This window comes from Variovorax sp. (assembly GCF_965279555.1).
In the GTDB taxonomy this organism is placed as follows: Bacteria; Pseudomonadota; Gammaproteobacteria; order Burkholderiales; family Burkholderiaceae_C; genus Variovorax.
The window spans coordinates 2,160,033-2,182,699 of the sequence record NZ_OZ257247.1; the positions used below are offsets into that span (position 1 = coordinate 2,160,033).

The 22,667-nt window shown below is 69.0% G+C and carries 20 protein-coding genes; 12 read left to right on the plus strand and 8 right to left on the minus strand.

The genetic code is table 11. From position 1 onward, the window contains the following. Positions 1–5 precede the first annotated feature (5 nt). On the minus strand, positions 6–983 hold the full coding sequence (locus ACQY8B_RS10420) for a Bug family tripartite tricarboxylate transporter substrate binding protein (RefSeq protein ID WP_422086632.1): 978 nt from the start codon (positions 981–983) through the stop codon (positions 6–8). A gap of 81 nt (positions 984–1,064) precedes the next feature. Next, complete coding sequence (locus ACQY8B_RS10425) at positions 1,065–2,306, minus strand: pyridoxal-phosphate-dependent aminotransferase family protein (RefSeq protein WP_422086633.1); 1,242 nt, start codon at positions 2,304–2,306, stop codon at positions 1,065–1,067. A gap of 122 nt (positions 2,307–2,428) precedes the next feature. Between ACQY8B_RS10425 and ACQY8B_RS10430 the strand changes: the two genes are divergently transcribed. The 4 genes from ACQY8B_RS10430 (at position 2,429) to ACQY8B_RS10445 (ending at position 8,059) form a co-directional block, all read left to right on the plus strand. Continuing rightward, positions 2,429–3,121, plus strand: a complete 693-nt coding sequence (locus tag ACQY8B_RS10430; RefSeq protein ID WP_422086634.1) for a GntR family transcriptional regulator — start codon at positions 2,429–2,431, stop codon at positions 3,119–3,121. Positions 3,122–3,153: 32 nt separating this feature from the next. Beyond that, complete coding sequence (locus ACQY8B_RS10435) at positions 3,154–6,231, plus strand: FAD-binding and (Fe-S)-binding domain-containing protein (RefSeq protein ID WP_422086635.1); 3,078 nt, start codon at positions 3,154–3,156, stop codon at positions 6,229–6,231. 65 nt (positions 6,232–6,296) lie between these two features. Further along, complete coding sequence (locus tag ACQY8B_RS10440) at positions 6,297–7,526, plus strand: YbfB/YjiJ family MFS transporter (protein WP_422086636.1); 1,230 nt, start codon at positions 6,297–6,299, stop codon at positions 7,524–7,526. After that, the gene (locus ACQY8B_RS10445) at positions 7,523–8,059 is read left to right on the plus strand and encodes a methylated-DNA--[protein]-cysteine S-methyltransferase (protein WP_422086637.1); all 537 of its coding nucleotides are present in this window, start codon (positions 7,523–7,525) and stop codon (positions 8,057–8,059) included. Before ACQY8B_RS10440 ends, ACQY8B_RS10445 begins: the two co-directional genes overlap by 4 nt. A gap of 6 nt (positions 8,060–8,065) precedes the next feature. On the opposite strand, the gene ACQY8B_RS10450 is transcribed toward ACQY8B_RS10445, so the two are convergent. Both ACQY8B_RS10450 and ACQY8B_RS10455 read right to left on the minus strand, forming a co-directional pair. Next, positions 8,066–9,313 carry an MFS transporter gene (locus ACQY8B_RS10450; RefSeq protein WP_422086638.1) on the minus strand — a complete coding sequence of 416 codons (1,248 nt, stop codon included), beginning with the start codon at positions 9,311–9,313 and terminating at the stop codon, positions 8,066–8,068. Positions 9,314–9,368: 55 nt separating this feature from the next. Further along, on the minus strand, positions 9,369–10,319 hold the full coding sequence (locus ACQY8B_RS10455) for a LysR substrate-binding domain-containing protein (RefSeq protein WP_422086639.1): 951 nt from the start codon (positions 10,317–10,319) through the stop codon (positions 9,369–9,371). A gap of 126 nt (positions 10,320–10,445) precedes the next feature. Here ACQY8B_RS10455 and ACQY8B_RS10460 point away from each other — a divergent pair, with 126 nt between their 5' ends. Further along, positions 10,446–11,306: an NmrA family NAD(P)-binding protein gene (locus tag ACQY8B_RS10460; protein WP_422086640.1), complete on the plus strand. Its 861-nt coding sequence runs from the start codon at positions 10,446–10,448 to the stop codon at positions 11,304–11,306. Here ACQY8B_RS10460 and gcvA read toward each other — a convergent pair. Next, positions 11,303–12,199, minus strand: a complete 897-nt coding sequence (gene gcvA, locus ACQY8B_RS10465) for a transcriptional regulator GcvA (protein ID WP_422089173.1) — start codon at positions 12,197–12,199, stop codon at positions 11,303–11,305. The two genes, ACQY8B_RS10460 and gcvA, sit on opposite strands and share 4 nt — an antisense overlap. Positions 12,200–12,277: 78 nt before the next feature. On the opposite strand from gcvA, the gene ACQY8B_RS10470 reads away from it, so the two are divergent. Continuing rightward, the gene (locus ACQY8B_RS10470) at positions 12,278–13,444 is read left to right on the plus strand and encodes an MFS transporter (protein WP_422086641.1); all 1,167 of its coding nucleotides are present in this window, start codon (positions 12,278–12,280) and stop codon (positions 13,442–13,444) included. Between the two features lie 43 nt (positions 13,445–13,487). Further along, a complete protein-coding gene (locus ACQY8B_RS10475) occupies positions 13,488–14,108 on the plus strand; it encodes a pyridoxamine 5'-phosphate oxidase family protein (RefSeq protein WP_422086642.1) in 621 nt (206 codons plus the stop codon). A 38-nt stretch (positions 14,109–14,146) separates the two neighbouring features. On the opposite strand, the gene ACQY8B_RS10480 is transcribed toward ACQY8B_RS10475, so the two are convergent. The 3 genes from ACQY8B_RS10480 to ACQY8B_RS10490 all read right to left on the minus strand — a co-directional run bounded on the left by ACQY8B_RS10480 (position 14,147) and on the right by ACQY8B_RS10490 (position 16,701). After that, positions 14,147–14,524 (minus strand): VOC family protein, encoded by a 378-nt coding sequence (locus ACQY8B_RS10480; RefSeq protein ID WP_422086643.1) that lies wholly within the window; start codon positions 14,522–14,524, stop codon positions 14,147–14,149. Between the two features lie 39 nt (positions 14,525–14,563). Further along, positions 14,564–14,686: a hypothetical protein gene (locus ACQY8B_RS10485; RefSeq protein WP_422086644.1), complete on the minus strand. Its 123-nt coding sequence runs from the start codon at positions 14,684–14,686 to the stop codon at positions 14,564–14,566. 155 nt (positions 14,687–14,841) lie between these two features. Continuing rightward, positions 14,842–16,701: a M48 family metallopeptidase gene (locus tag ACQY8B_RS10490; RefSeq protein ID WP_422086645.1), complete on the minus strand. Its 1,860-nt coding sequence runs from the start codon at positions 16,699–16,701 to the stop codon at positions 14,842–14,844. A 199-nt stretch (positions 16,702–16,900) separates the two neighbouring features. Between ACQY8B_RS10490 and ACQY8B_RS10495 the strand changes: the two genes are divergently transcribed. From ACQY8B_RS10495 to ACQY8B_RS10515, 5 genes are all read left to right on the plus strand, one after another. Further along, positions 16,901–17,698: an SDR family NAD(P)-dependent oxidoreductase gene (locus ACQY8B_RS10495; protein WP_422086646.1), complete on the plus strand. Its 798-nt coding sequence runs from the start codon at positions 16,901–16,903 to the stop codon at positions 17,696–17,698. Between the two features lie 31 nt (positions 17,699–17,729). Then, complete coding sequence (locus ACQY8B_RS10500; protein WP_422086647.1) at positions 17,730–18,590, plus strand: CmcJ/NvfI family oxidoreductase; 861 nt, start codon at positions 17,730–17,732, stop codon at positions 18,588–18,590. Then, positions 18,587–19,918: an LLM class flavin-dependent oxidoreductase gene (locus ACQY8B_RS10505; protein WP_422086648.1), complete on the plus strand. Its 1,332-nt coding sequence runs from the start codon at positions 18,587–18,589 to the stop codon at positions 19,916–19,918. Before ACQY8B_RS10500 ends, ACQY8B_RS10505 begins: the two co-directional genes overlap by 4 nt. 61 nt (positions 19,919–19,979) lie before the next feature. Continuing rightward, the gene (locus tag ACQY8B_RS10510) at positions 19,980–21,194 is read left to right on the plus strand and encodes a multidrug effflux MFS transporter (protein WP_422086649.1); all 1,215 of its coding nucleotides are present in this window, start codon (positions 19,980–19,982) and stop codon (positions 21,192–21,194) included. A gap of 3 nt (positions 21,195–21,197) precedes the next feature. Further along, positions 21,198–22,655, plus strand: a complete 1,458-nt coding sequence (locus tag ACQY8B_RS10515) for an MFS transporter (protein WP_422086650.1) — start codon at positions 21,198–21,200, stop codon at positions 22,653–22,655. Positions 22,656–22,667 lie beyond the last annotated feature (12 nt).

The following is a 22,667-nucleotide window of genomic DNA, read 5'->3' on the forward strand; positions in this document are numbered from 1 at the left end:
CAGCTTCAGGTCTCGACATGGACATTGCCGTCCTTCACCACCTTCGCCCACTTCGCGATTTCCGTGCTGATGAACTGCTTGAACTTGTCCTGCGAGCCGCCGCCGTCTTCCGCGCCGTAGGTGTCGAGCCGCTCCTGCACGTCGGGCATCGCCAGCACGGTGTTGACGTCGCGGTTCACCTTCTGCGCGATGGACGCCGGCAGCTTGCCCGGCCCCGCAAGCCCGTACCAGGTGGTCGCCTCGAAGCCCTGGAAGCCTTGCTCCTGCATGGTCGGCACATTCGGATGGCCCTTGGCGCGCTTGGTGCGCGTCTGCGCGACGGCGATGACGCGGCCGTTCTTCACGTGCGGCGTGGCCGCGGTCATGGTCTCGAAGCTGTACTGGATCTGCCCGCCCATCAGGTCCGCCAGCAGCGGGCCGCTGCCTTTGTACGGCACGTGCAGCGCATCGACGCCGCCCTGCAGCTTGAACATTTCCAGCGCCAGGTGCTGAGCCGAGCCCGCGCCGGCAGAGCCGAAGCTGATGGTGCCCGGCGCGGCCTTGCAGGCGGCCACGATGTCCTTCACGCTCAGCGCCTTCTGCCCCGGGTTGGCGATCAGCAGGTTGGGCGTGACGCCCACCAGCACGATCGGCACGAAGTCGCGCTCCACGTTGTAGCGCAGCTTGGGCTGCAGGCTGGGTGCCAGCGCATGGCTGTTGATGTGCGCCATGAGCAGCGTGCTGCCGTCGGCCGGCTGCTGCGCCACGTAGTCGGCCGCCAGCACGCCGGCCACGCCGCCCTTGTTCTCCACGATGACCTGCTGGCCCCACATGACGGTGAGCTTCTGGGCGACCACGCGGGCCAGGGCGTCGGTGCCGCCGCCCGGCGGAAAACCGACCACGATGCGCACCGGGCCCGAAGGCCACTCCTGCGCGAAGAGCCGGGGCACGCCCAGCGTGGCGGCGGCCGCGCCGGCGGCCTGGATGAGGGAACGTCTTTGCATCTTCTTTGTCTCCGTCGTAGGTAGGAATCCGATGCGCGCCGGGGCGCCTGGTGCCGGTACAGCACCGGCAGTGCTGCGTGCCTATGCGGCTTTCTGCAGCGCGGCCGGTGCCGTGTGGTTCGCGAAGTGGTCCATGGCCGCGTGCACGCCGCTGCCGGCCAGCTTGATGCCCGCGAGCTTCATGCCCATCTCGACGCCGGCGACCATGGCCACCAGCGTCAGGTCGTTGCTGTCGCCCAGGTGGCCCATGCGGAACATGCGGCCCTTGAGCTTGCCCAGGCCGGTGCCCAGCGACAGGTCGAAGCGCTGGTGGATCAGCCGCCGCAGCGCGTCGGCATCGACGCCCTCGGGCGTGATCACGCCGGTGAGCACGGGCGAGTACACGGCCGGATCGGTGCACTGGATCGGCAGGCCCCAGGCATTGACCGCGGCGCGCACGCCCGCGGCCCAGCGCTGGTGGCGCGCGAACACGTTGTCCAGCCCTTCGCCGAGGATCATGTCCAGCGACTCCGAAAGGCCGTAGAGCAGGTTGGTGTTGGGCGTGTAGGGCCAGTAGCCGTCCTTGTTCATCTCGACGATCTCGTCCCAGGCCCAGAAGGCCTTTGGCAGCTTCGCGGTCTTCGACACTTCGAGCGCGCGCGGCGACAGCGCGTTGAAGCTGATGCCCGGCGGCAGCATCAGGCCCTTTTGCGAGCCGCTCACGCACACGTCCACGCCCCATTCGTCATGGCGGTAGTCGGCGCTGGCCAGGCCCGAGATGCTGTCGACCATCAGCAGCGCCGGATGGCCCGCCGCATCGATGGCCTTGCGCACCGAGGCGATGTCAGAGGTGACGCCTGTAGAGGTCTCGTTGTGCACCACGCACACGGCCTTGATCTTCTTCCCGGTGTCCTTGCGCAGGCGGGCTTCGATCAGCTCGGCCTGCACGCCGCGGCGCCAGCTTGGCGCGCTGGGCAGTTGCGCGTCGGTGCCCGACCACGCGAGGAACTCGGTCGACAGGCCCAGGCGCGTGGCCATCTTCTGCCACAGCGAGGCGAAGTGGCCGGTTTCGTACATCAGCACGTGGTCGCCCGGGCTCAGCGTGTTGGCGAGCGCGGCCTCCCATGCGCCGGTGCCGGAGGCGGGATAAATGGCAACCGGGTGCTTCGTCTTGAAGACCTGCCTGATGCCGCCCAGCACCTTCAGGCCGAGCGTGCCGAACTCCGGCCCGCGGTGGTCGATGGTGGGCAGGCTCATGGCCCGCAGGATGCGGTCGGGCACAGGGCTCGGGCCTGGAATCTGGAGGAAGTGGCGACCTGTGGGATGGATGTCGAGTTGCAGCATGGACTGTCCTTTCGCTTTTCAGTTTTGCATTCAAAATACATTTTTGTTCGATGGTTTACCCTGACTCATCTAAGTTGTGGCAAGGATTTTTTGCATTCAAAATACATTCAAAGGGAAAAACCATGACAGCGGAAATCATCGAAATCTCGCGCCTCGCATTGCATGACCAGGTGGCCTCGCGCCTGCGGACCATGCTGGTGGAGGGCTACATCGCGCCCGGCGCCAAGCTCAACGAACGCGAGCTGTGCCTGCAGCTGAACGTCTCGCGCACGCCGTTGCGCGAGGCCATCAAGCTGCTCGCGGCCGAGGGGCTGGTCGACCTGCTGCCCAACCGCGGCGCGGTGGCGGTGAAGCTCACAGAGGCCGACGTGCTCAACACCTTCGAGGTGCTGGCCATGCTCGAAGGCATGTCGGGCGAGCTGGCCGCAAAGCGCATCACCGACGAGGAACTGGCCGAGGTGCGCGCGCTGCACTACGAAATGATGGCCTGCTTCGCGCGGCGCGACCTGTCGGGTTACTACCGCCTCAACGCGCGCATCCACACCGCCATCAACGACGCGGCGGCCAACCCGGTGCTGTCGAACACCTACCGCTCCATCAACGCCCGCGTGCAGTCGCTGCGCTTTCGTACCAACCAGAACGAGGCGAAGTGGAAGCACGCCGTGCAAGAGCACGAGCAGATGATCGACGCGCTGGCCGCGCGAGACGCCGCCGCCATGCGCAAGGTGCTCGTGTCGCATGTGCTGCGCAAGCGCGACACCGTGCTCGAGCTGTTGCGCGCGGGAGAGATCTATCCCTCGGCCAAGTCGAGCTGAGAACCGTCCTCAAGAAAAAGCAACCACCCACCATGCGCATCGATCCCGCCAGCCACATGCAGCCAGCCGGAACCGTTCTTCCGCCCAACGACACCTGCGAGCTCCTCGCGCGGCGGCTGCGTGCCGACACGCAGGGCGAGGTGCTGTTCGACGACGGTTCGCGCGGGCGCTACGCCACCGACGCGTCGATCTACCAGATCACGCCCGTGGGCGCCTTCGTGCCCACGAACGAACGCGACATTGCCACCGCCATCGACATCGCGCGCGACCTGAAGGTGCCGGTGCTCGCGCGCGGCGGCGGCACCAGCCAGTGCGGGCAGACCACGGGGGCGGCGCTGGTCATCGACAACAGCAAGCACTTCAGGCGCGTGCTCGACGTGAACGTGGAAGAGGGCACGGCCACCGTCGAGCCCGGTCTCGTGCTCGACCATCTGAACGCGCAGCTCAAGCCGCACGGCCTGTGGTATCCGGTGGACGTGTCGACCAGCGCGCAGGCCACGCTGGGCGGCATGGCGGGCAACAACTCCTGCGGCTCGCGCTCCATCGCCTACGGCAACATGGTGCACAACGTGCTGGGCGCGAGCGCGTGGCTGTCGAACGGCGAGCTGGTCGACTTCGGCCCCGTGGGTTCGCTGGGCGTGCGCGCGGCGGGCATCGCACAGTTCGTGCGCGGGCTGGCAAGGCAGCAGCGCGAGCAGATCGCCGAGCATTGGCCCAAGGTGATGCGCCGCGTGGCAGGCTACAACCTCGACATCTTCGACAACCAGAGCGAGCGGCCGTACACGGCGGACGGCAGCGTGAACCTGGCGCACCTGCTGATCGGCTCCGAAGGCACGCTGGCCTATACGCGCAGCCTGAAGCTCAAGCTCGCGCCGCTGCCGCGCGCCAAGGTGCTGGGCATCGTCAACTTCCCGACCTTCCATGCGGCGATGGATGCGGCGCAGCACATCGTGAAGCTCGGGCCGACGGCGGTGGAGCTGGTCGACCGAACCATGATCGAGCTGAGCCTGGGGAACCCGGCCTTCAAGCCCACGGTGGAGACAGCGCTCATCGGCAAGCCGGCGGCCATCCTGCTGGTGGAGTTCTCTGGTGCCGACAAGGCCGCGCTGCTGGCGCAACTGAAGCGGCTGGTCGAGCTGATGGGCGACCTCGGCCTGCCCGGCAGCGTGGTCGAGATGCCCGACGACGCGCGGCAGAAGAACCTGTGGGAAGTGCGCAAGGCAGGTCTGAACATCATGATGAGCCTCAAGGGCGACGGCAAGCCGGTGAGCTTCATCGAGGACTGCGCCGTGCCGCTGGAGCACCTGGCCGAATACACCGATGCGCTGACCGAAGTGTTCGCCAGGTACGGCAGCCGGGGCACCTGGTACGCGCATGCATCGGTCGGCACGCTGCATGTGCGGCCCATCCTGGACATGCGCGTGAACGGCGCCGCCAAGATGCGCGCCATTGCCGAGGAAGCGAGCGCGCTGGTTCGCAAGTACAAGGGCGCCTTCAGCGGCGAGCACGGCGACGGCCTGTGCCGCGGCGAGTGGATCGAATGGCAGTTCGGCCCGGCCATCAACGAAGCCTTCCGCGCCATCAAGCGCAAGCTCGACCCGCTGGACCTGTTCAACCCCGGCAAGATCATCGATACACCGCGCATGGACGACGGCGCGCTGTTCCGCTTTGCGCCGCCCACCGCGCCCAAGCCGTACCGCCGCATCGAACTCAAGCCCGTGCTCGACTGGTCGGCATGGAACGTCAACGCCGACCCTGTGACCGAAGCGACCACCGCGCCCGGCACCGGCGGCGACAGCACCGGCGGCCTGGCCAAGGCCGTGGAGATGTGCAACAACAACGGCCACTGCCGCAAGTTCGACGCCGGCACCATGTGCCCCAGCTACCGCGCGACGCGCGACGAGCAGCACCTGACGCGCGGCCGCGCCAACACCTTGCGGCTCGCACTCTCGGGCCAGCTCGGCCCCGACGCCTTCACCAGCGAGGCCATGCACGAGACCATGGACCTGTGCGTCGGCTGCAAGGGCTGCAAGCGCGACTGCCCCACGGGCGTGGACATGGCGAAGATGAAGATCGAGTTTCTCGACCACTACAAGAAGCGCCACGGCCACACGCTGAAAGACAAGCTCGTGGCCAGGCTGCCCGACTACGCCCACAAGGCCAGCCGCCTGCCTTGGCTGCTGAACCTGCGCAACAGCGTGCCCGGCGCCGCATGGATAGGCGAGAAGCTGCTGGGCTTTTCCGCCAGGCGCTCGCTGCCCGCCTGGCGCAGCGACACCTTCTGGCGCGCGAAGGACAACGAGCCCGGCCTGTTCGCCGATCGCGACGCGGTGCTGGCCATCGCGCGGCGCGGCGGCAAGGCTGCGGTGCTGTTCGTCGACACCTTCAACGGCACTTTCGAGAGCGAGAACGCATTCGCGGCGGCGCGCGTGCTGCAGGCGGCGGGCTATCTGCTGCACACCGTCGAGAAGCGCGGCGGGCATCACTGCTGCGGCCGCACCTTCCTGGCCAGCGGCATGGTCGAAGAGGCCAAGGCGAAGGCCGAGGCGCTGATCGATGCGCTCGTGCCGCTGGCGCGGGCCGGCGTGCCCATCGTCGGCCTGGAGCCCTCGTGCCTGCTCACGCTGCGCGACGAAACGCTGGTGATGGGCTTCGGCGAGAAGGCGGAACTGGTGGCAAAGCATGCGCTGCTGTTCGAGGAATTCATTGCGCGCGAAGTGAAGCTCGGCCGCTTCGAACTGGCGTTGCGCCCGGCCGAGACGCCGATCCTGCTGCACGGCCACTGCCACCAGAAAGCCTTCGGCGCGGTGAGCCCGGTGATGGACGTGCTGAAGCTGATTCCCGGCGCGCAACCCGAGCTGATCGAAAGCTCGTGCTGCGGCATGGCCGGCAGCTTCGGCTACGAGGCCAGCCACTTCGAGGTGTCGATGCAGATGGCGGAAGCGAGCCTGCTGCCCGCCATCCGCGCCAGGCCCGATGCGGTCGTCGTGGCCGACGGCACCAGCTGCCGCCACCAGATAGAAGACGGCGCCCGGCGCGAGGCGGTGCACGTGTCCGTGCTGCTGGAGCGGCACCTCTTGCAAGGCGACCCTGTCGCCGGCACGGCCTGAGGGGTGCCCCCGGCAGCGGGATCGGGCAGGGTGCCGCAAAATGCGCGGCACCCCCTTTGCTCCTGATGTCGACCTCGCTCACTTCCACCGCCGCCCCGGCACAGCCTGCACTTCGGCTTGCATTCGCGCTCTCGATGGGCGCGGCCGTGTCACTGGGCATCACGCGCTTCTCCTACGGTCTGTTGCTGCCGCCAATGCGCGCCGACCTCGGCTGGAGCTATGCGCTGGCCGGCGGCATGAACACGGCGAACGCGGTGGGCTACCTGATCGGCGCGCTGATCACGCCGACGCTGATGCGCCGCTTCGGCGTGACCCGGCTGCTGGTGGTCGGCGCCGTGCTGGCGAGCGTCTTCATGGCGGGCAGCGGCTTCGTGACCGCGGCACCGGCCCTGCTGCTGCAGCGCCTGTTGGCCGGCATTGCCAGCGCCTGGGTGTTCGTGGCGGGCGGCTTGCTGGCCGCGCGGCTCGGCGAGGCCGGGTCTTCGCGCGGCGGGCTGCTGCTCGGCATTTATTACAGCGGCACCGGCTTCGGCATTGCGCTGTCGGCGCTGCTCGTGCCGCAGGTGTTGCGCGCGGCGGCCGACGTGCCGCATGGCTGGGCCTGGGCGTGGTGGGCATTGGCCATCGCGAGCGCGGCGGCCACCGGCCTGCTGGCCTGGGCCGGCCGTGCGATGCCGCAGAGGCCCGCGGCGCACGCAGCAACGTCGTCCGCGACAGCTGCCAGCGCGCCGCCCGTGGCGTTGCACCGCTTCGGCTGGGCATTGGCAGGCTATGCGCTCTTCGGCATGGGCTACATCGGCTACATGACTTTCGTGATAGCGCTGCTGCGGGAGCAGGGTGCCAGCGCCGGCTTCATCACGGTGTTCTATGCCCTGCTGGGTGTCGCCTGCGTGGCTTCTTCGCGGCTGTGGGCCGGGCTGCTCGATCGCTATCGCGGCGGCCAGCCGCAGGCGCTGCTGAACGGGCTGCTCGGCGTGGCCACGCTGCTGCCGGTGCTGAACCCCTCGGCGCCGGTGGCGCTGGTGTCGGGCCTGCTGTTCGGCGGGGTGTTCCTGTCGGTGGTGGCGTCGACCACGGCGCTGGTGCGCCACAACCTGCCGCCCGCGCGCTGGGCGCAGGGCATCAGCATGTTCACCATCGTTTTCGCGGCGGGTCAGATCGTCGGGCCGACCGTCACCGGATGGATTTCCGACGGCCCCGGCGGCCTGGCACGAGGCCTCGTGGCGTCGGCGATCACGCTGTGGGCTGCTGCCGTGCTTGCGTCACGCCAGCATGCATTGCAGGAGACGCCATGAGCGGTTTTGCCTTGTTCGAGACTGCCATCGGCATGTGCGCCCTGGCGTGGGGCCCGCGGGGGCTGGTCGGCGTGCAACTGCCTGCGGACGACGGCGAGCCGGCGACGCGGGCGCGCATGAGACAGCGCTTTCCGGAACTGCGCGAGGGGCCGCCCGACGAGATGGCGCAGCGCGCCATCACGGCCATCCAGGGCCTGCTGCAGGGCGTGCGCGACGACCTGAACCACATCGAACTCGACATGCGCGGCGTGTCGGAGTTTCACCAGCGCATCTACGCGATCGCGCGGCGCATTCCGCCCGGGCAGACGCGCACCTATGGAGAGATCGCCGAAGAGCTTGGCGACAAAGGCCTGTCGCGCGCAGTAGGGCAGGCCATGGGCCACAACCCTTTCGCGCCGGTTGTGCCGTGCCACCGCGTGCTGGCGGCAGGCAACAAGCCGGGCGGCTTCTCGGCCGGCGGCGGTGCGCTGACCAAGCTGCGCATGCTCGCCATCGAGGATGCGCGGCCGAACGGGATGGCTTCGCTGTTCTAGCAGTGCTCAGGTGGGTGCCAGCGCAGGCAGCCGCCGCAGCGTCGCGATGCGCGAGGCAAAGATGATCCCCGCCTGAAGCACGAAGCCTGCGAGCGCCAGCAGCAGGCAGGCGGACTCGCCCTGCGTGGCGCCGACCAGTCCTCCGAGTGCCGCGCCTATAGGCCGCGCGCCGGTGTTGATCGTCAGGAACACCGCCGACACGCGGCCGAGCATGGCCGGCGGCGCAACGCTCTGGCGCAGCGTGGCAGAGGTGATGACCCAGACCATCGGCCCCGCGCCGAACAGAAAAAACGACAGCGAGGCCAGCGCCGCGCTGGGCACGACGAGCGTCGCCGCCATCAGCGCGCCGGCCACGACCGCCGCCGCCGGGCCGATCTGGATGGCGCGCCCGAACGGAATCCGCGCCACCACCCGTGCCGTCAGCATTGCGCCGAACACCATGCCCGCGCCGTACATGGCGAGCGTGAAGCCGACCGCCTGCGCGCCGAGACCCAGCACGCGCACCGCATAGGGCACATAGGCCGCCTGCAGCACGAACCACGAGATGTTGAAGACCGCGCCGGTCATGAGCATGGGCCGCAGCAGTTCGTGCCGCCAGACGAAGCGCGCGCCGTCCCTCACGTCGAGCAGCGGGTTGCGCCGCGATGCAACGTGCGCGCGCGGCGCCTCGCTGAGGCTCGACAGCAGGCCGACGGCCGAGACCGACAGCACGGCAGCGAGCACGAATGCAGCCGATGCGCCCGCCCACGCGACGAGCGCGCCCGCCAGCGCCGGCCCGGCGGTGAATGCCGCGCTGCGCGCAAGCTCCAGCCGACCGTTGGCCACGGCCAGCGCCTCGCGTGGAACGAGGGCCGGCACCAGCGCAGGCGCGGCGACGCTGAAGCCCACAGTGCCCACGGCGCCCAGGAACCCGAGCACCGCAAGCCATGCAATGCCGAGCTTCGACCAGAGCAGCAGCGCGAGCAGCATCAGCAGCGACACCGCCCGCAGCCCTTCGGCCCATACCATCAGCCGCCGCCGCGACATGCGATCTGCCAGCAGCCCCAGCGGCATGGAGACAAGAAGGAAAGGCAGCGTCTGGATGGCAGCGAGGAAGCCGATTTCTCCGGGCCCGGCCTGGAGTGCCAGCACAGCGACCAGCGGCACTGCCGCGAGGCTCAACTGTTCGGCGGACTGCGCGGCGAGGTTGGACCACGCGAGATTCTGGAAGGCGCGGGGGAGCGGTGTCGTGGCAGGTGTCGTGGTGGATGTCATGCCGGCATCGTGCGGCCGGCCGGCCGATGGCGCTGGCCGCTTCCGGACGTGAGCATCAGCGCCGGGGCTTCGGCTTCGGAGCAGGCGAGGCCACGGGCGAAGACACTGGCGAGACGACCTCCATCACGAAATCGATGAACGCGCGTACCTTCGCGGCCGGAAGGTGGCGTGACGGATAAAGCGCATAGAGCGCAAGCCGCTCGTCGGGCCAGTCGGGAAACAGGTCGACCAGCTCGCCGCTGTCGAGCTGCGGCTGTATGCCCACGGCCTTGATCTGCGCCACGCAGATGCCGGCGAGCACGGTTTCCAGCACGGTGCCCGGATCGGTGAGCAGCAGCCGCCCGGTGGTCGGCACCTGCATGAGCTTGCGTCCGCGCTGGAACTCCCACGAATAGGGCTGCCCCGTGGCCGGGTTGCGCACCTGCAGGCAGGCATGGCCGCCGAGATCCACCGGCTTCGCGGGGCGACCATGCTGCGCCAGGTAGGCGGGCGTTGCGACGGTGACGACGCGCGAGTCCATCAGCTTGCGAGCCACCAGCGACGACGACGGCGGCTCGCCGAAGCGCACGGCGATGTCGAAGCCCTCGGCCACCAGGTCGCCGAGTTGTTCGCGCGCGATCAGCTCCAGCGTGAGCTCGGGGTACTTTGCAAGAAAACGCGGCAGGTGCCGCGCCAGCAGCAGGCGCGAGGTGAATGCGTCGGTGTTGACGCGCAGGCGCCCGCGCACAGCGCCGGATGCGCCCGACGCGATCGTCACCGCGTCCTCGATGCCGAGCACCAGCGGATTGATGTTGGCGTAAAGCAGCCGGCCCTCGTCGGTGAGGTTCAGCGAGCGCGTGGTGCGGTCGAACAGCCGCACGCCGATGCGTGCCTCGAGCCGCGCGATGGAGCGGCTCACGCCGGAGGGCGTGAGGCCCAGCGCCGTGGCGGCGTTGGCGAAGCTGCCGCCTTCGACCACGGCGGCCAGCACGCTGACGTTGGAGAGGAGGCGTCCGTCGAGTGTCATTGCGCGCGCTTTTTCATTGGTGATCAGATGTCATGAATGATATGCCGCTCAGTCGCTTTACTCAAAGATGACCGGTTCCTACCATTCGACCCCAGCGTGACTCCACGCATTCGAAAGGAAAGTTTCATGTACGCAATCACCGGTATCACAGGCAAGGTCGGCGGTGCCGTCGCACGCAGCTTGCTGGCCGCGGGGCAGCCTGTTCGAGCGGTCGTTCGCGACGCTGCCAAGGGCAGCCTCTGGGCCGATCAAGGCTGCGAAGTCGCCATCGCGGAGATGGAAGACGCGCAGGCGCTCACCCATGCCTTCACTGGCGCGACGGGCGTTTTCGTGCTGCCGCCTTCGCAGTTCGATCCGCAGCCTGGCTTTCCCGAGGCGAGGGCGGTGATTGGCGCGGTGCGCCAGGCGCTCGATGCGGCGCGGCCTGCCAGGGCGGTGTGCCTGTCGACCGTGGGCGCGCAGGCCGCGCAGCCCAACCTGCTGAGCCAGCGCACGCTGATGGAAGAGGCGCTGGCCACGCTACCGCTTCCCGTCACCTTCCTGCGGCCCGCATGGTTCCTGGACAACCTGGCCTGGGACATCGCGCAGGCGCGCGAACAGGGCGTGCTCTCCAGCTACCTGCAGCCGCTGGAGCGCGCGGTGCCGATGGTCGCCACCGCCGACGTGGGCCGCGTCGCCGCCGAATTGCTGATGCAGCCGGGCGAGGCGCCGCGCATCGTCGAGCTCGAAGGCCCGCAGCGCCTGAGCCAGCACGACATCGCGGCTGCGTTGTCGGCGGTGTTGGGGCGCGCGGTGCAGGCAGAGGCGGTGCCGCGCGAGACCTGGGGCGCGGTCTTTCTTGCGCAGGGCATGCGCGACCCGGTGCCGCGCATACAGATGCTCGACGGCTTCAACGAGGGCTGGATCACCTTCGCGGGCGGCGACGCCGCCGTGCGCAAGGGCACGGTCGGCGTGGCGGACGTGATCCGGTCGCTGGTGGCTTCTTAAGTCGCCTTGGCAGCCTCGGCCTGCATGCGCTCGAACCACTCCGCCACGTAAGCCGCTTCCGGCGCGGCGTCGGGCGACAGGCCGTAGTAGTAGCGGTCCAGCGTCATGCGCAGCGCGGGCAGCGGCGACTGCAGGCGGCCCGAGGCCAGGTCGTGCGAAACCAGAGATGTCGGCGCCAGCGCGATGCCCAGGCCGTCGACCGCCGCTTGCAGCACGAAGTGCAGGTGGTCGAACTGCAGCCGGCCGGCGGGCCTTGCGCGCGGCGCGCCGAACTGCTTCTTCCAGGCGTCCCAGTCGTCCTTGCGGGTCTTGGCCGACAGCAGCACATGCGACGCCAGCGAACGCAGGTCGTCCAGCGGATGGGCCTTGAAGAGAGACGGCGCGCCGACCACCAGCACCTCGTCCTTCAGGAAGGGCCGCGCCTTGATGGACGGCGGCCAGCCTTCGCGCCCCCTGCGCACCGCGATGTCGAAGCTGTCGACCGCCTGCTCGGGCATCACGGTGCTGGTGACCACCTGCGGCTCGATGTCGGGATATTGCTCGACGAAGGAGGGCAGGCGCGGAATGAGCCAGCGCACCGCGAAAGAAGGGCGCACGTTGATGCGCACCGCGCGCGCCGTGCCCTGTGCCTGCAGCGCTCGCGCGGCAGCGCCGATCTGCGCCAGCGCCGGCTCGACCTCGGCGAAGAACTGCTGCCCTTCGGCGGTCAGCGCCACCTGGCGGATACGGCGCTCGAACAGCTCGACACCCAGGAACTCTTCCAGGCTCTTGATCTGCCGGCTCACGGCGCTGTGCGTGACATGCAACTCGAGCGCCGCGCGCGTGAAGCTCAGGTGACGGGCTGCGGCGGCAAAGGCGCGCACGGCGTTGAGGGGCGGCTCGCGAAACGGCATGCGTGCAATTTTCTCACGCATGGCTGGCGTTTAAGTCGTTTGTCAGGCACGCGTGGTGCGGCGCACCATCGGCGCTCGATGTCCAGCACTCAACCCGCTCCCGCCCCGCATTCCACCGACCTGGATTCCCGCCACGCCGCAATGGCGCTCGGCCTCTCGCTGCCGGCCGACGTGGTGCTCTACCTGCTGCTGCCCATGTATGCCGACCAGTTCGGCGTGACGCTGGCCGAGGCCGGCATGCTGCTCGCCGCCAACCGGCTGGTGCGCATCGCGGGCTACGGCTTCGTCGCCCGCTTCTATGCGCGCAACGGCGACCGGCCCACCTGCACCCTGGCCGTCGTGGCCGCGGCGGTCTGCGGGCTCGGCTACACCACGCTCTCGGGCTTCTGGGCGCTGCTGCCGCTGCGGCTGATGTGGGGCCTGTGCTTCGCGGCGCTGAACCTGTCGACGCAGGCGCTGGCCACGGCCGACCCGGTCGGCGCGGCGCGGCGCAACGGGCGCTCGCGTGCCCTCATCGCGATGGGGCCCGTGCTGGCGCTGCCGCTGGGCGCCTTGCTCGCGCACTGGGTCGGGCCGCGCGCGATCTTCGGCATCCTCGCGGCGTTCTCGCTGCTCGCCTGCCTGGTCACGCGGCGGCTGCCCTCGGCGCCGCATCCCGTGGGCAAGCCTGCGCGTCGCTTCAAGCGGCCCAACAGCCTCGACGGCTGGTCGTTCATGGAAGGGTTGACGCTGGACGGGCTCTTCATCGTCGGGCTGTCGTACCTCGGCAAAGACCTGATGCCGGGCGGCGCGGTGATCGTGGCCGGTGTGCTGATGGCGCTGCGCTACCTGGCGGAGATCCTGCTGAGCCCGGTCGGCGGCCACATGGCGGAGCGCTTCGGTGCCGAGCGGCTGCTGGTGAGCCTGTCGCTCGTCACGGCCATTGTGCTGGTGGGCTTCGGCCTCGGCTGGCTGTGGAGCTGCGCGGCGCTGATCGTGGTGCTGCGTGCCTTGCAGCTGCCGCTGGTGCCACCCATCGTGGCCAGGCGCACGCCCGGACCGGAGCGTGTGCAGGCGCTGGCCGCGCGATCTGTCTGGCGCGACATCGGTGCCGGCACCGGGCCGTTGATCGCGGGGCTGCTGCTGCCGGTGGCTTCGCCGCCGTGGATCTACGGCATAGCCGCGCTGCTGCTGGCGCTGACCGCGCTGGCCTGCGGCTGGAGTTCGTCGCCCGTGGCCGCGGATGCGACACGCACCGCGGGCTGAACAACAATTCGGTCTTTCCCCCTCATCACCTGGAGCTCCTGCAATGACAACGCCGCACGCCATCGAAACCCTGGCGCAGCTCGAAGCCTTGTTCGGCCAGCCCGGCGAAGCCGCGCTGAAGAAGGAGGTGCCGTACCTTCACCCGGCTTACAGGGCGTTGATCGAGGCGTCTCCCTTCGCCGTGCTCTCAACCATCGGCCCCGGCGGCCTCGACGCCTCGCCGCGCGGCGACCCGCCGGGCTTCGTCGTCGTGCAGGACGACAAAACGCTGCTGATGCCCGAGCGGCGCGGCAACAACCGCATCGACAGCCTGCGCAACATCGTGGCCGACCCGCGCGTGGGGCTGCTGTTCCTGATTCCCGGCGTGGGCGAGACGCTGCGCGTGAACGGCAGGGCGCGCATCACCGTCGAGCCGGACCTGCTGGCTCGCCTGGCGATGGAAGGCAAGCCGCCGCAATGCGTGATCGAGATCCAGGTGGAGACTGTGTTCTTCCAGTGCGCGCGTGCGATCCAGCGCTCGAAGCTGTGGGAGCCGGTGCCGGCGGATGCGAAGCGCACGGTGCCGACGCCGGGGGCCATTCTTTCGGCGCTGACCGAGGCCGCGTTCGACGGGGAAACCTACGACAGGGAGCTGCCTGCCAGGCAGAAGGCCACGCTGTATTGAGGGCGGGCGGCGGCTGCTGATCCCGAGCCGGCCGCTCTTCAGCCTTCGGCGCGGAAAGCCCTGCTGGAAATTGCCACCGAGTTGCCGTCAGGATCCTTCGCATTCGCGAACGCGTAGCCGTTGGCCGCGTGCGTGGGACCGAACGCCAAGCCGTTCGCTGCGCTCCTTTGCTTGAAGCCTTCGATGTCTTCGACATCGAACATCAGCTTCACGCCGACCTGCCCAAGCTTCACGCTTTTTGCCGCCTGGTGGATCAGCAAGTGGGCGCCGCCGCTCGTGGACCTGAGTTCGATCAGGCCTTCCACGATTTCGAGCGTCGACTCGAACCCGAAGTGCGTGCGGTAGAACGCCGCCGTCGCCCGCATGTCGCGGGCGTACAGGAGGATGGTGTGGAGCGGCGGTGTTGTCGAAGTCACGGGCGAGGATTGTGCCCTTGCGCCCTTGCGCCCTTGCGTTCAGGCCCGCCCCGGCGCCGCAGCCTGCTCGGTGCGCGAGTCGTGCCCGATGATCGGCACCAGCGCGAAAGCCACCACCGACAGCAACGCGAGGAAGATCACCGCGTAGATGTCGTTGCTCATGCGGTCCTTCAGCGCGCCGAAATCGTCGGGCCGATGTAGCCGCCGAGGTTGCCGATGGAGTTGATCCACGCGATGCCGGCCGCTGCAGCGGTGCCGCTCACGGTGTTGTGTGGTTTGGTTTTGTGGAGGCCGCCACTTCGGTGTCAGTGGTGCGGTTATGGCTCCTGCTGCTGTTGTTGTGCCCGCATGACCTGGTGCCGCTGCCAGTAGTGGCCGGCCGCGGCCTTGAAGTGTTCCTTCTGCTTGCCCAGGCCGCCCAGCTTGACCTTGGTGGTGCGCGCGCCGCCGAGTGTGCGCTTGTCGTGGTGGGTGACGACCAAGGTGTCGCCGAAGCTGCTGTCCTTGTAGGTCAGGCCCTTGACCTCGTCCCACGGAATCGGCGCGGCGCCGTCGGCGCTCGGGTGCAGGCCGCTGTAGCTCACGTCGATGCGGTTGCCGTTCTTCAGCGCAAAGCTGATTGGCGGAAAGTGGCGCAGCACCACGGCGCGCTCTTCTTCCGTTGCCGGCTCGTAGCGGTAGGCGAGGCTGAGTTCGTGGTTCTGCACGAAGCGCTGCTCGTACTCGCTCCACATGCGCTGCTCGATGGCCGCAGCGGTCTCGATGAAGTCGGCCCACGAAGCCTGCGGCGCGGTGGCGACGATGGCGCCGTACGCACTCTCGGGCACATGGTGGCCGACGTTGCGCATGCGTTCGAGCAGCGGTGGATGGCTGTCGTAGGGGTGCGGCACGCCGGCGGTCTTCATGGCTTCGATGAAGTCGTCCGAGCCGGCGTACGGCGGCAGGCCGGCCGCCACGAAGCCGGCGATGCCCAGCGCGCCGTCGTGCTGGCGGTTCTGCTCGAAGAGCCTGCGCTCGACGTCGTTGCGGTAGCTGGCATAGGCGGAGATCTTGATCAGCGACTGCACGATGGCGCTCGGCGCCGTGAGGCCGGCGGCCACGCGGTCTGCCTTGTGCTCGCGCTCGCGGCTGTCGCGTGCAAGGGCGAACGCGAAGATCATGCGGTACAGGCGCAGCAGGTAGTGCGCCACGATGGTCAGGCCGGCGCCGCGCATCTTCCAGGTGTACTGGTCGAACTGCAGCAGCTTGGGGCCGAGCGCCGCGCTGCTGCGGGTGTCGCCGCCGCCCAGGTGGGCCAGTTCGTGCGCCAGTACCGCGTCGGCTTCTGTCTGGTCGAGCACGCGCAGCAGCGGAATGCTGACGAACAGCGTGCGGCCGTGCAGCGTTTGCCCGCGTACTTCGCACGGCGCCTCGGTCACGAAGAAGTTGGTGTCGATGCCCGCCACGATCTGGTCGGGCGGCGCAGTCTGCACGCGGCCGGCCAGCTGGCGGATGCGCTCCCACAGGCGCGGCGCATCGGCCTCGGCGATCAGTTCGCCCTCGATCTCGTTGTTGGTCGGCAGTTTCTTGAACAGCGTGTAGACGGCATAGAACACGGCCGCCGCCGCCGCGATGCCCGCGATGGCGATCAGCTTGATGTAGTAGCTATGCCAGAAGTAGGCGGTGACCCAGAACGACAGCCACACCAGCATGGCGCCCTGCAGCACGACCTCGATGGCGCTCGACACCGTCATCAGCCGCCAGCCCGCGACGAAGCTGGCATAGCGCAGGCCGCGGTTGGCAAAGGCCAGTGCGCCCAGCACCAGCGCCGCCGCGAGCAGCGCCGCGCCGAGCAAGATGGTCCAGATGGCGGCGCGGTCGGCCCAGTGGAACTGCCACTGCATCGAATAGGGGCTGCAGACCTTGTCGTGGAAGTTCTTGTCTTCGGGCGATGTGGCGTCGCAGGCCTTGGAGAGCGGATGCTCGCGGTAGAAGGCGGTGGCCTCGGCCTTGTCTTGCGCCGAGAGCCGGGCGTCGCCGGCAATGCGCTTTTCTATCGACTGCAGGAAGGCGCTGTCCTGCGAGCGCAGGGCGTATTCGGTGAAGACCAGCGTCGCGGCCGGAATGGCGAAGAGCGACACCAGTGTCAGGGCGAACACGCGCAAGAGATCGGTGCGGATCGTGCGGGCAAGAGCCATCGGTAACTTCTCCTGGAAAGCGATTGCTGTGTTTCGTTATGCGGCGGTCCGGGGAAGCCGATAGCGTAGCGGGCGCGGCGCATGGAGTGAAGCGCTGCATGCGTCAAGCGACTGCCGCCACCGACCAGCTACCGAATATGGTTATCGCTTTTGAATACTTCCGCGCCCCGGGGCGCAGGTATAGCCTTCGTGCTCTCTCATGGCTGTCACCTCCGTCACTCCCTCCGTTTCTTCGTCCCGCACCGACCCGTCTCCGGTCGCATGGATCGCCGGTGTCGGCGCCAGCGCCGGCCTGGGTGCCGCATTGGCGCGGCGCTTCGCGGCCGAAGGTTTCATCGTCGCGCTGACCGGGCGCACGCAAGCCCAGCTCGATGCGGTGGCCGCGGAAATCGTGGCGTCCGGCGGGCGCGCGCATGCGTTCGCGGGCGACGTGGCGAGCGAGGCCGAGATCCACGGCATTGCGCAGAAGGCGAGGGCGCTGGGGCCGCTGACGGTGGCCATCTTCAATGCCGCGAGCGCTGTGCGCGCGCCGACGCTGGAGCTCTCCGTCGAGCAGTTCACGCAGGCCTGGCGCACCAGCGCGCTGGGCGGTTTCATCTTCGGGCACGAGGCCTTGCGCGGCCTGCTGGCCAACAGCTTCGAGCCCGCCGGCTCGCAAGGGCGCGGTACCTTGCTGTTCACCGGCGCCACCGCGGCGCTGCGCGGCAAGCCGCCGTTCGCGGCCTTCGCCGCGGCCAAGGCCGCCTTGCGCTCGCTGAGCCAGAGCCTGGCGCGCGAGTTCGGCCCGCAGGGCGTGCATGTGGCGCATGTGGTGATCGACGGCGGCATCGACGGCGAGCGGCTGCGAACCGGCGCGCCGCAGCGCGTGGCGCAGGCCGGCGGCGACGGCCTGCTGCAGCTCGAGGCCATCGCCGAAAGTTACTGGCAGCTGCATGTGCAGCACCGCAGTGCATGGACGCAGGAACTCGACCTGCGCCCCTTCAAGGAGCCGTTTTGACAAAGGCAACAAGCAGCAGGAGCCAGACCGAATGAGCGTTGGATCGAACAGCCAGTTGCTGGCCGCCACGCTGCCGTCGGTGGAGGCGGAAGTCAATTACCTGAAGGCGGGCGAGGGCCGCCCGGTCAGCTACACCTTCGAGCCGCCGCCCGGCACGCCGTGGGTCACGGGCAAGCTGGAGCCGCGCCGCGTGGCCATCCGCGACGGCCGGCCGCTGGTGGCGTTGAACGAGTTGTCGCTCGACCGCAGCGGCTTCACGCAGATCTCGCACCGCAGCGCGGTGGCCGACTTCTCGCATGACGCCACCATCCGCGACATCTACTACCGCGAGTCAGAGGCGCTGCTGCGCGACATCACGGGCGCCGAGAAGATCGTGGTGTTCGACCACACGCTGCGCGACAGCGCCCAGGGCTCGCGCCGCACGGCCGAGCTGCGCGAGCCGGTGCGCCGCGTGCACAACGACCAGACCTTCGTCTCCGCGCCGCTCCGCGTGCGCGACCACCTGCCACCCGAAGAAGCGGCGCAGCGCCTGAAGCACCGCTTCGCCATCGTCAACCTCTGGCGCCCGCTGGCCACGGTGGAACGGCTGCCGCTTGCGCTGTGCGACGCGCGATCCATCGCCTTCGAGGACATGGTGCCGAGCGACCTCGTCTACCCCGACAAGGTCGGCGAAATCTATTCGTTCAACTACAACCCCGGCCACCGCTGGTACTGGTTTCCGCGGCTTCGGCCCGACGAGGCGCTGCTGCTGAAGATCTACGACTCGCGCGAGGACGGCATCGCGCGCTTTACCGCGCACACAGCCTTCGAATATCCCGGCAGCGCGCCCGAAGCGCCGCCTCGCCGCAGCATCGAGCTGCGCGCGCTGGTGTTCTGGCCCGCCGGCAAATGAGCACCGGCAAGCAATTGCGGCTGGGTGCCTTCATGCGCCCGGTGAGCATCCACACCGGCGCCTGGCGCTATCCGGGCGCATGGCCCGACGCCAACTTCAACTTCGCGCACATCAGGCAGCTCGCACAGACGCTGGAGCGCGGCCGCTTCGACGCCTTTTTCATGGCCGACCACCTGGCGGTGCTGAACATGCCGGTCGAAGCACTGCAGCGCAGCCACACGGTGACATCGTTCGAGCCGTTCACGCTGCTGTCGGCGCTGGCGCAGCACACGCAGCACATCGGGCTGGTGGCGACCGCCTCGACCACCTTCGACGAGCCTTTTCACATCGCGCGCCGCTTCGCCTCGCTAGACCATCTGAGCGAAGGACGCGCGGGCTGGAACATCGTCACCACCTCCAACCCCGACGCCGCGCTGAACTTCGGCCGCGACGACCACATGGCGCACGACGAGCGCTATGCCCGCGCCCGCGAGTTCTACGACGTGGTCACGGGCCTGTGGGACAGCTGGGCCGACGATGCGTTCGAGCGCGACGTCGAGAGCGGCCGCTTCTTCGACCCCGCGCGGCTGCACGTGCTGAACCACAAGGGCAAGTACCTGTCCGTGCGCGGCCCGCTGCACATCGCACGGCCGGTGCAGGGCTGGCCGGTGATCGTGCAGGCCGGCGCGTCCGAGCCCGGCAGGCAACTTGCGGCCGAGACCGCCGAGGTGGTGTTCTCGGCGCCCGGCACGCTCGACAACGCCAGGCGCTTCTATGCGGACGTGAAGGGCCGCATGGAGAAGATCGGCCGCGACCGCGACCACCTCAAGATCCTGCCGGGCGCCTTCGTGGTGGTCGGCGATACGGTGGAAGAGGCCAGGGCCATCCGCGCCCGGCTCGACAGCCTGGTGCACTACGACAGCGCCATCGCCTCGCTCTCCATCGCGCTCGGCCACGATGCCTCCAAGTTCGACCCCGACGCGCCCTTGCCCGAAGTGCCCGAGACCAACACCAGCCAGAGCGGGCGCGAGCGCGTGATCGACCTGGCGCGGCGCGAGAACCTCACGGTGCGCCAGCTGGCCCAGCGCCTCGGCGGCTACGGCGGCCTGGCATTCGTCGGCACGCAGCAAGGCATTGCCGACGAAATGCAGGAATGGCTGGAGGCCGAAGGCTGCGACGGCTTCAACGTCATGTTCCCGTGGCTGCCCGGCGGGCTCGACGCATTCGTCGACAAGGTGGTGCCGGAACTGCAGCGCCGCGGCATCTTCCGGCGTGAATACGAAGGTCGTACCTTGCGCGAGAACCTCGGCCTGCCGCGCCCGGCCAACCGATTCTTTGCCCAGAATTAGCGCCGCCTGAGCGCAGACCCCACGGCTGCAGCGATTGCCGCGCTTGGCGACAATCGGGTCAATGCGTTCTTCTCCCTTCTTCAAGATGGCCCTGTTGCTGGGCCTGCTCTCGGCCATCGGGCCTTTCGCCATCGACATGTACCTGCCGGCGCTGCCGGCCATCGGCCAGAGCCTGCATGCCGACATCGGCGCGGTGCAGATGAGCCTCACGGCGTTCTTCCTTTCGCTCGGCGCGGGCCAGCTTCTCTACGGTCCGATCTCCGACATGGTCGGGCGCAAGCCGCCGCTGTATGCCGGGCTGGTGCTGTTCGCGCTCGCGAGCGTGGGCTGTGCCATGGCCACCGACATCCAGACGCTGATCGTGCTGCGCTTCGTCCAGGGCCTGGGCGCCGCCGCCGGCATGGCGATTCCGCGCGCGGTGGTGCGCGACCTGCACACCGGCACCGACGCGGCGCGGCTGATGTCGCTGCTGATGCTGGTGTTCAGCGTGTCGCCGATCCTTGCGCCGCTCGCTGGCAGCGCGGTCATCGCTTTCGCCGGCTGGCGCGGCGTGTTCTGGGCCGTGACCATCGCGGCGGTGGCAGGCCTTGCCATGATGGTCAAGCTGCTCGACGAGACGCGCCCGGCTTCGGAGCGCGTGGAAAGCAGCCTCGGCAGCGCGCTTTCGGCCTACTGGCTGCTGCTGCGCGACCGGCACTACCTGGGGCTGGTGTTCATCGGCAGCTTCGCGATGGCGGGCTTCTTCACTTACCTGGCCAATTCGTCGTTCGTGATGATCGACCACTACGGCCTGTCGCCCGCGATGTACAGCGTGGCCTTCGGCGTGAACGCCGCCGCCTTTATTGCGGCGTCGCAGTTCACGGGGGCGCTGGGCGAGCGCTACGGGCTGGTCAACCTGGTGAAGTTCGGCGTGGTCTGCTGCGGCGTGGCGATGGTCGCGATGTTCGTGTACTTCGCGGCGGGCGGCGACAACATCTGGGTGCTCATCGTCCTGTACTTCATCGCCTCGGGTTTCATGGGGCTGGTGATCCCGACCACCGGCGTGCTGGCGCTCGAGATGCACGGCGCCATCGCGGGTACCGCCTCGGCGCTGCTCGGCACGCTGCAGATGCTGACGGGCGCGCTGGCTATGGCGCTGGTGGGCCTCTTCACCGACGGCCGCCCGCTGCCGATGGTGGCCGGCATGGCCGCCGGCGCGCTGATCGCGCTGGTGCTGACCTGGCTCACGCTGGGCGGCGTGCGCTCCGAACCCGCCGCGCGGACGCAGCAGGCCTGAGCGATGAACACCGTGCGCGCAGGCACTGCGCTTCCGGCGACCGAAGGCACAACGGGCCCGGTGCCCGTCGACGGTCTGGCCCCGCGCGAGCGCCGCTGGGCGATGCTGGTCATCGTGCTCGGGCTGATCGTGTCGGTTCTCGACGGCACCATCGTCAACCTTGCGCTGCCGGGCATCGCGCGCGAGCTGCAGGCCAGCCCGTCGCAGGCGATCTGGGTGGTCAACGCGTACCAGATCGCCACGCTGGTCATGCTGCTGCCGCTGGCGTCGCTGGGCGACCTGGTCGGCTACCGGCGCGTGTACCTCGTGGGGCTGGCGGTGTTCACGCTGTCGTCGCTGGCGGCCACCTTCGCCAATTCGCTCGCCACGCTGACCGCCGCGCGCGCCTTCCAGGGGCTGGGCGCGGCCGGCATCATGAGCGTGAATGCGGCGCTGGTGCGGCTGACGTACCCCTCGTCGCAGCTGGGCAAGGGCATGGCGCTGAATTCGCTGGTGGTGGCCACTTCGTCGGTGGCGGGGCCTTCGGTGGCGGCGGCCATTCTTTCGGTGGCTTCGTGGCCGTGGCTCTTTGCCATCAACGTGCCGCTGGGCATCGTCACCTTTGCGCTGGGCATGCGGGCGCTGCCGTTCAACCGGGTGGCGCCGGCCGCCGGGCTGCGCTTCTCGCCGGTGGACGTGGCGCTCAACGTGCTGATGTTCTCGCTGGTGTTCCTGGGCGTCGACCGCCTGGGCGTACGCGAAGGCGGGGTGCAGGGCGCCGGCGGCTCGCAGGCCTCGGCCTGGGGCATCCTGCTGGCCGGGCTGGCGGTGGGCTTCGTCTACCTGCGGCGGCAGCGCAGGCAGGCGGTGCCGCTTTTCCCCATCGACCTGCTGCGCATTCCGGTGTTCGCGCTGTCCATGGGCACTTCAGTGGCGGCGTTCTGCGCCCAGATGCTGGCCTATATCGCACTGCCGTTCCTGCTGCTCGACGCCTACGGCCGCAGCCACATCGAGGCCGGCCTGCTCATCACCGCGTGGCCGCTGGGCATCGTGGTCATGGCGCCCATCGCCGGGCGGCTGATCGGCCGCTACCCCGACGGGCTGCTCGGCGGCATCGGCCTGGCTTTGCTGGCCGGCGGGCTGGCACTGCTGGCGGCGTTGCCGGCGCACCCGGGCAATGCCGACATCGCCTGGCGCATGGCGCTGTGCGGGCTGGGCTTCGGGCTGTTCCAGTCGCCCAACAACCACACCATCGTGACCTCGCCGCCGGCGCACCGCAGCGGTGCGGCCAGCGGCATGCTGGGCACGGCCCGGCTGACCGGGCAGACGCTGGGCGCCGTGGTGCTGGCGGCGGTTTTCAGCCTCTGGAGTCCGCACGGCGGGCACGGCCCGGTGGTCGCGCTGGTGCTGGCGTCCTGCTGCGCGGCGGTGGCGGCCGTCTTCAGCAGCTTGCGCCTCAAGACGACAAAACCGGGCGGCTGAATGAGTTAGGGT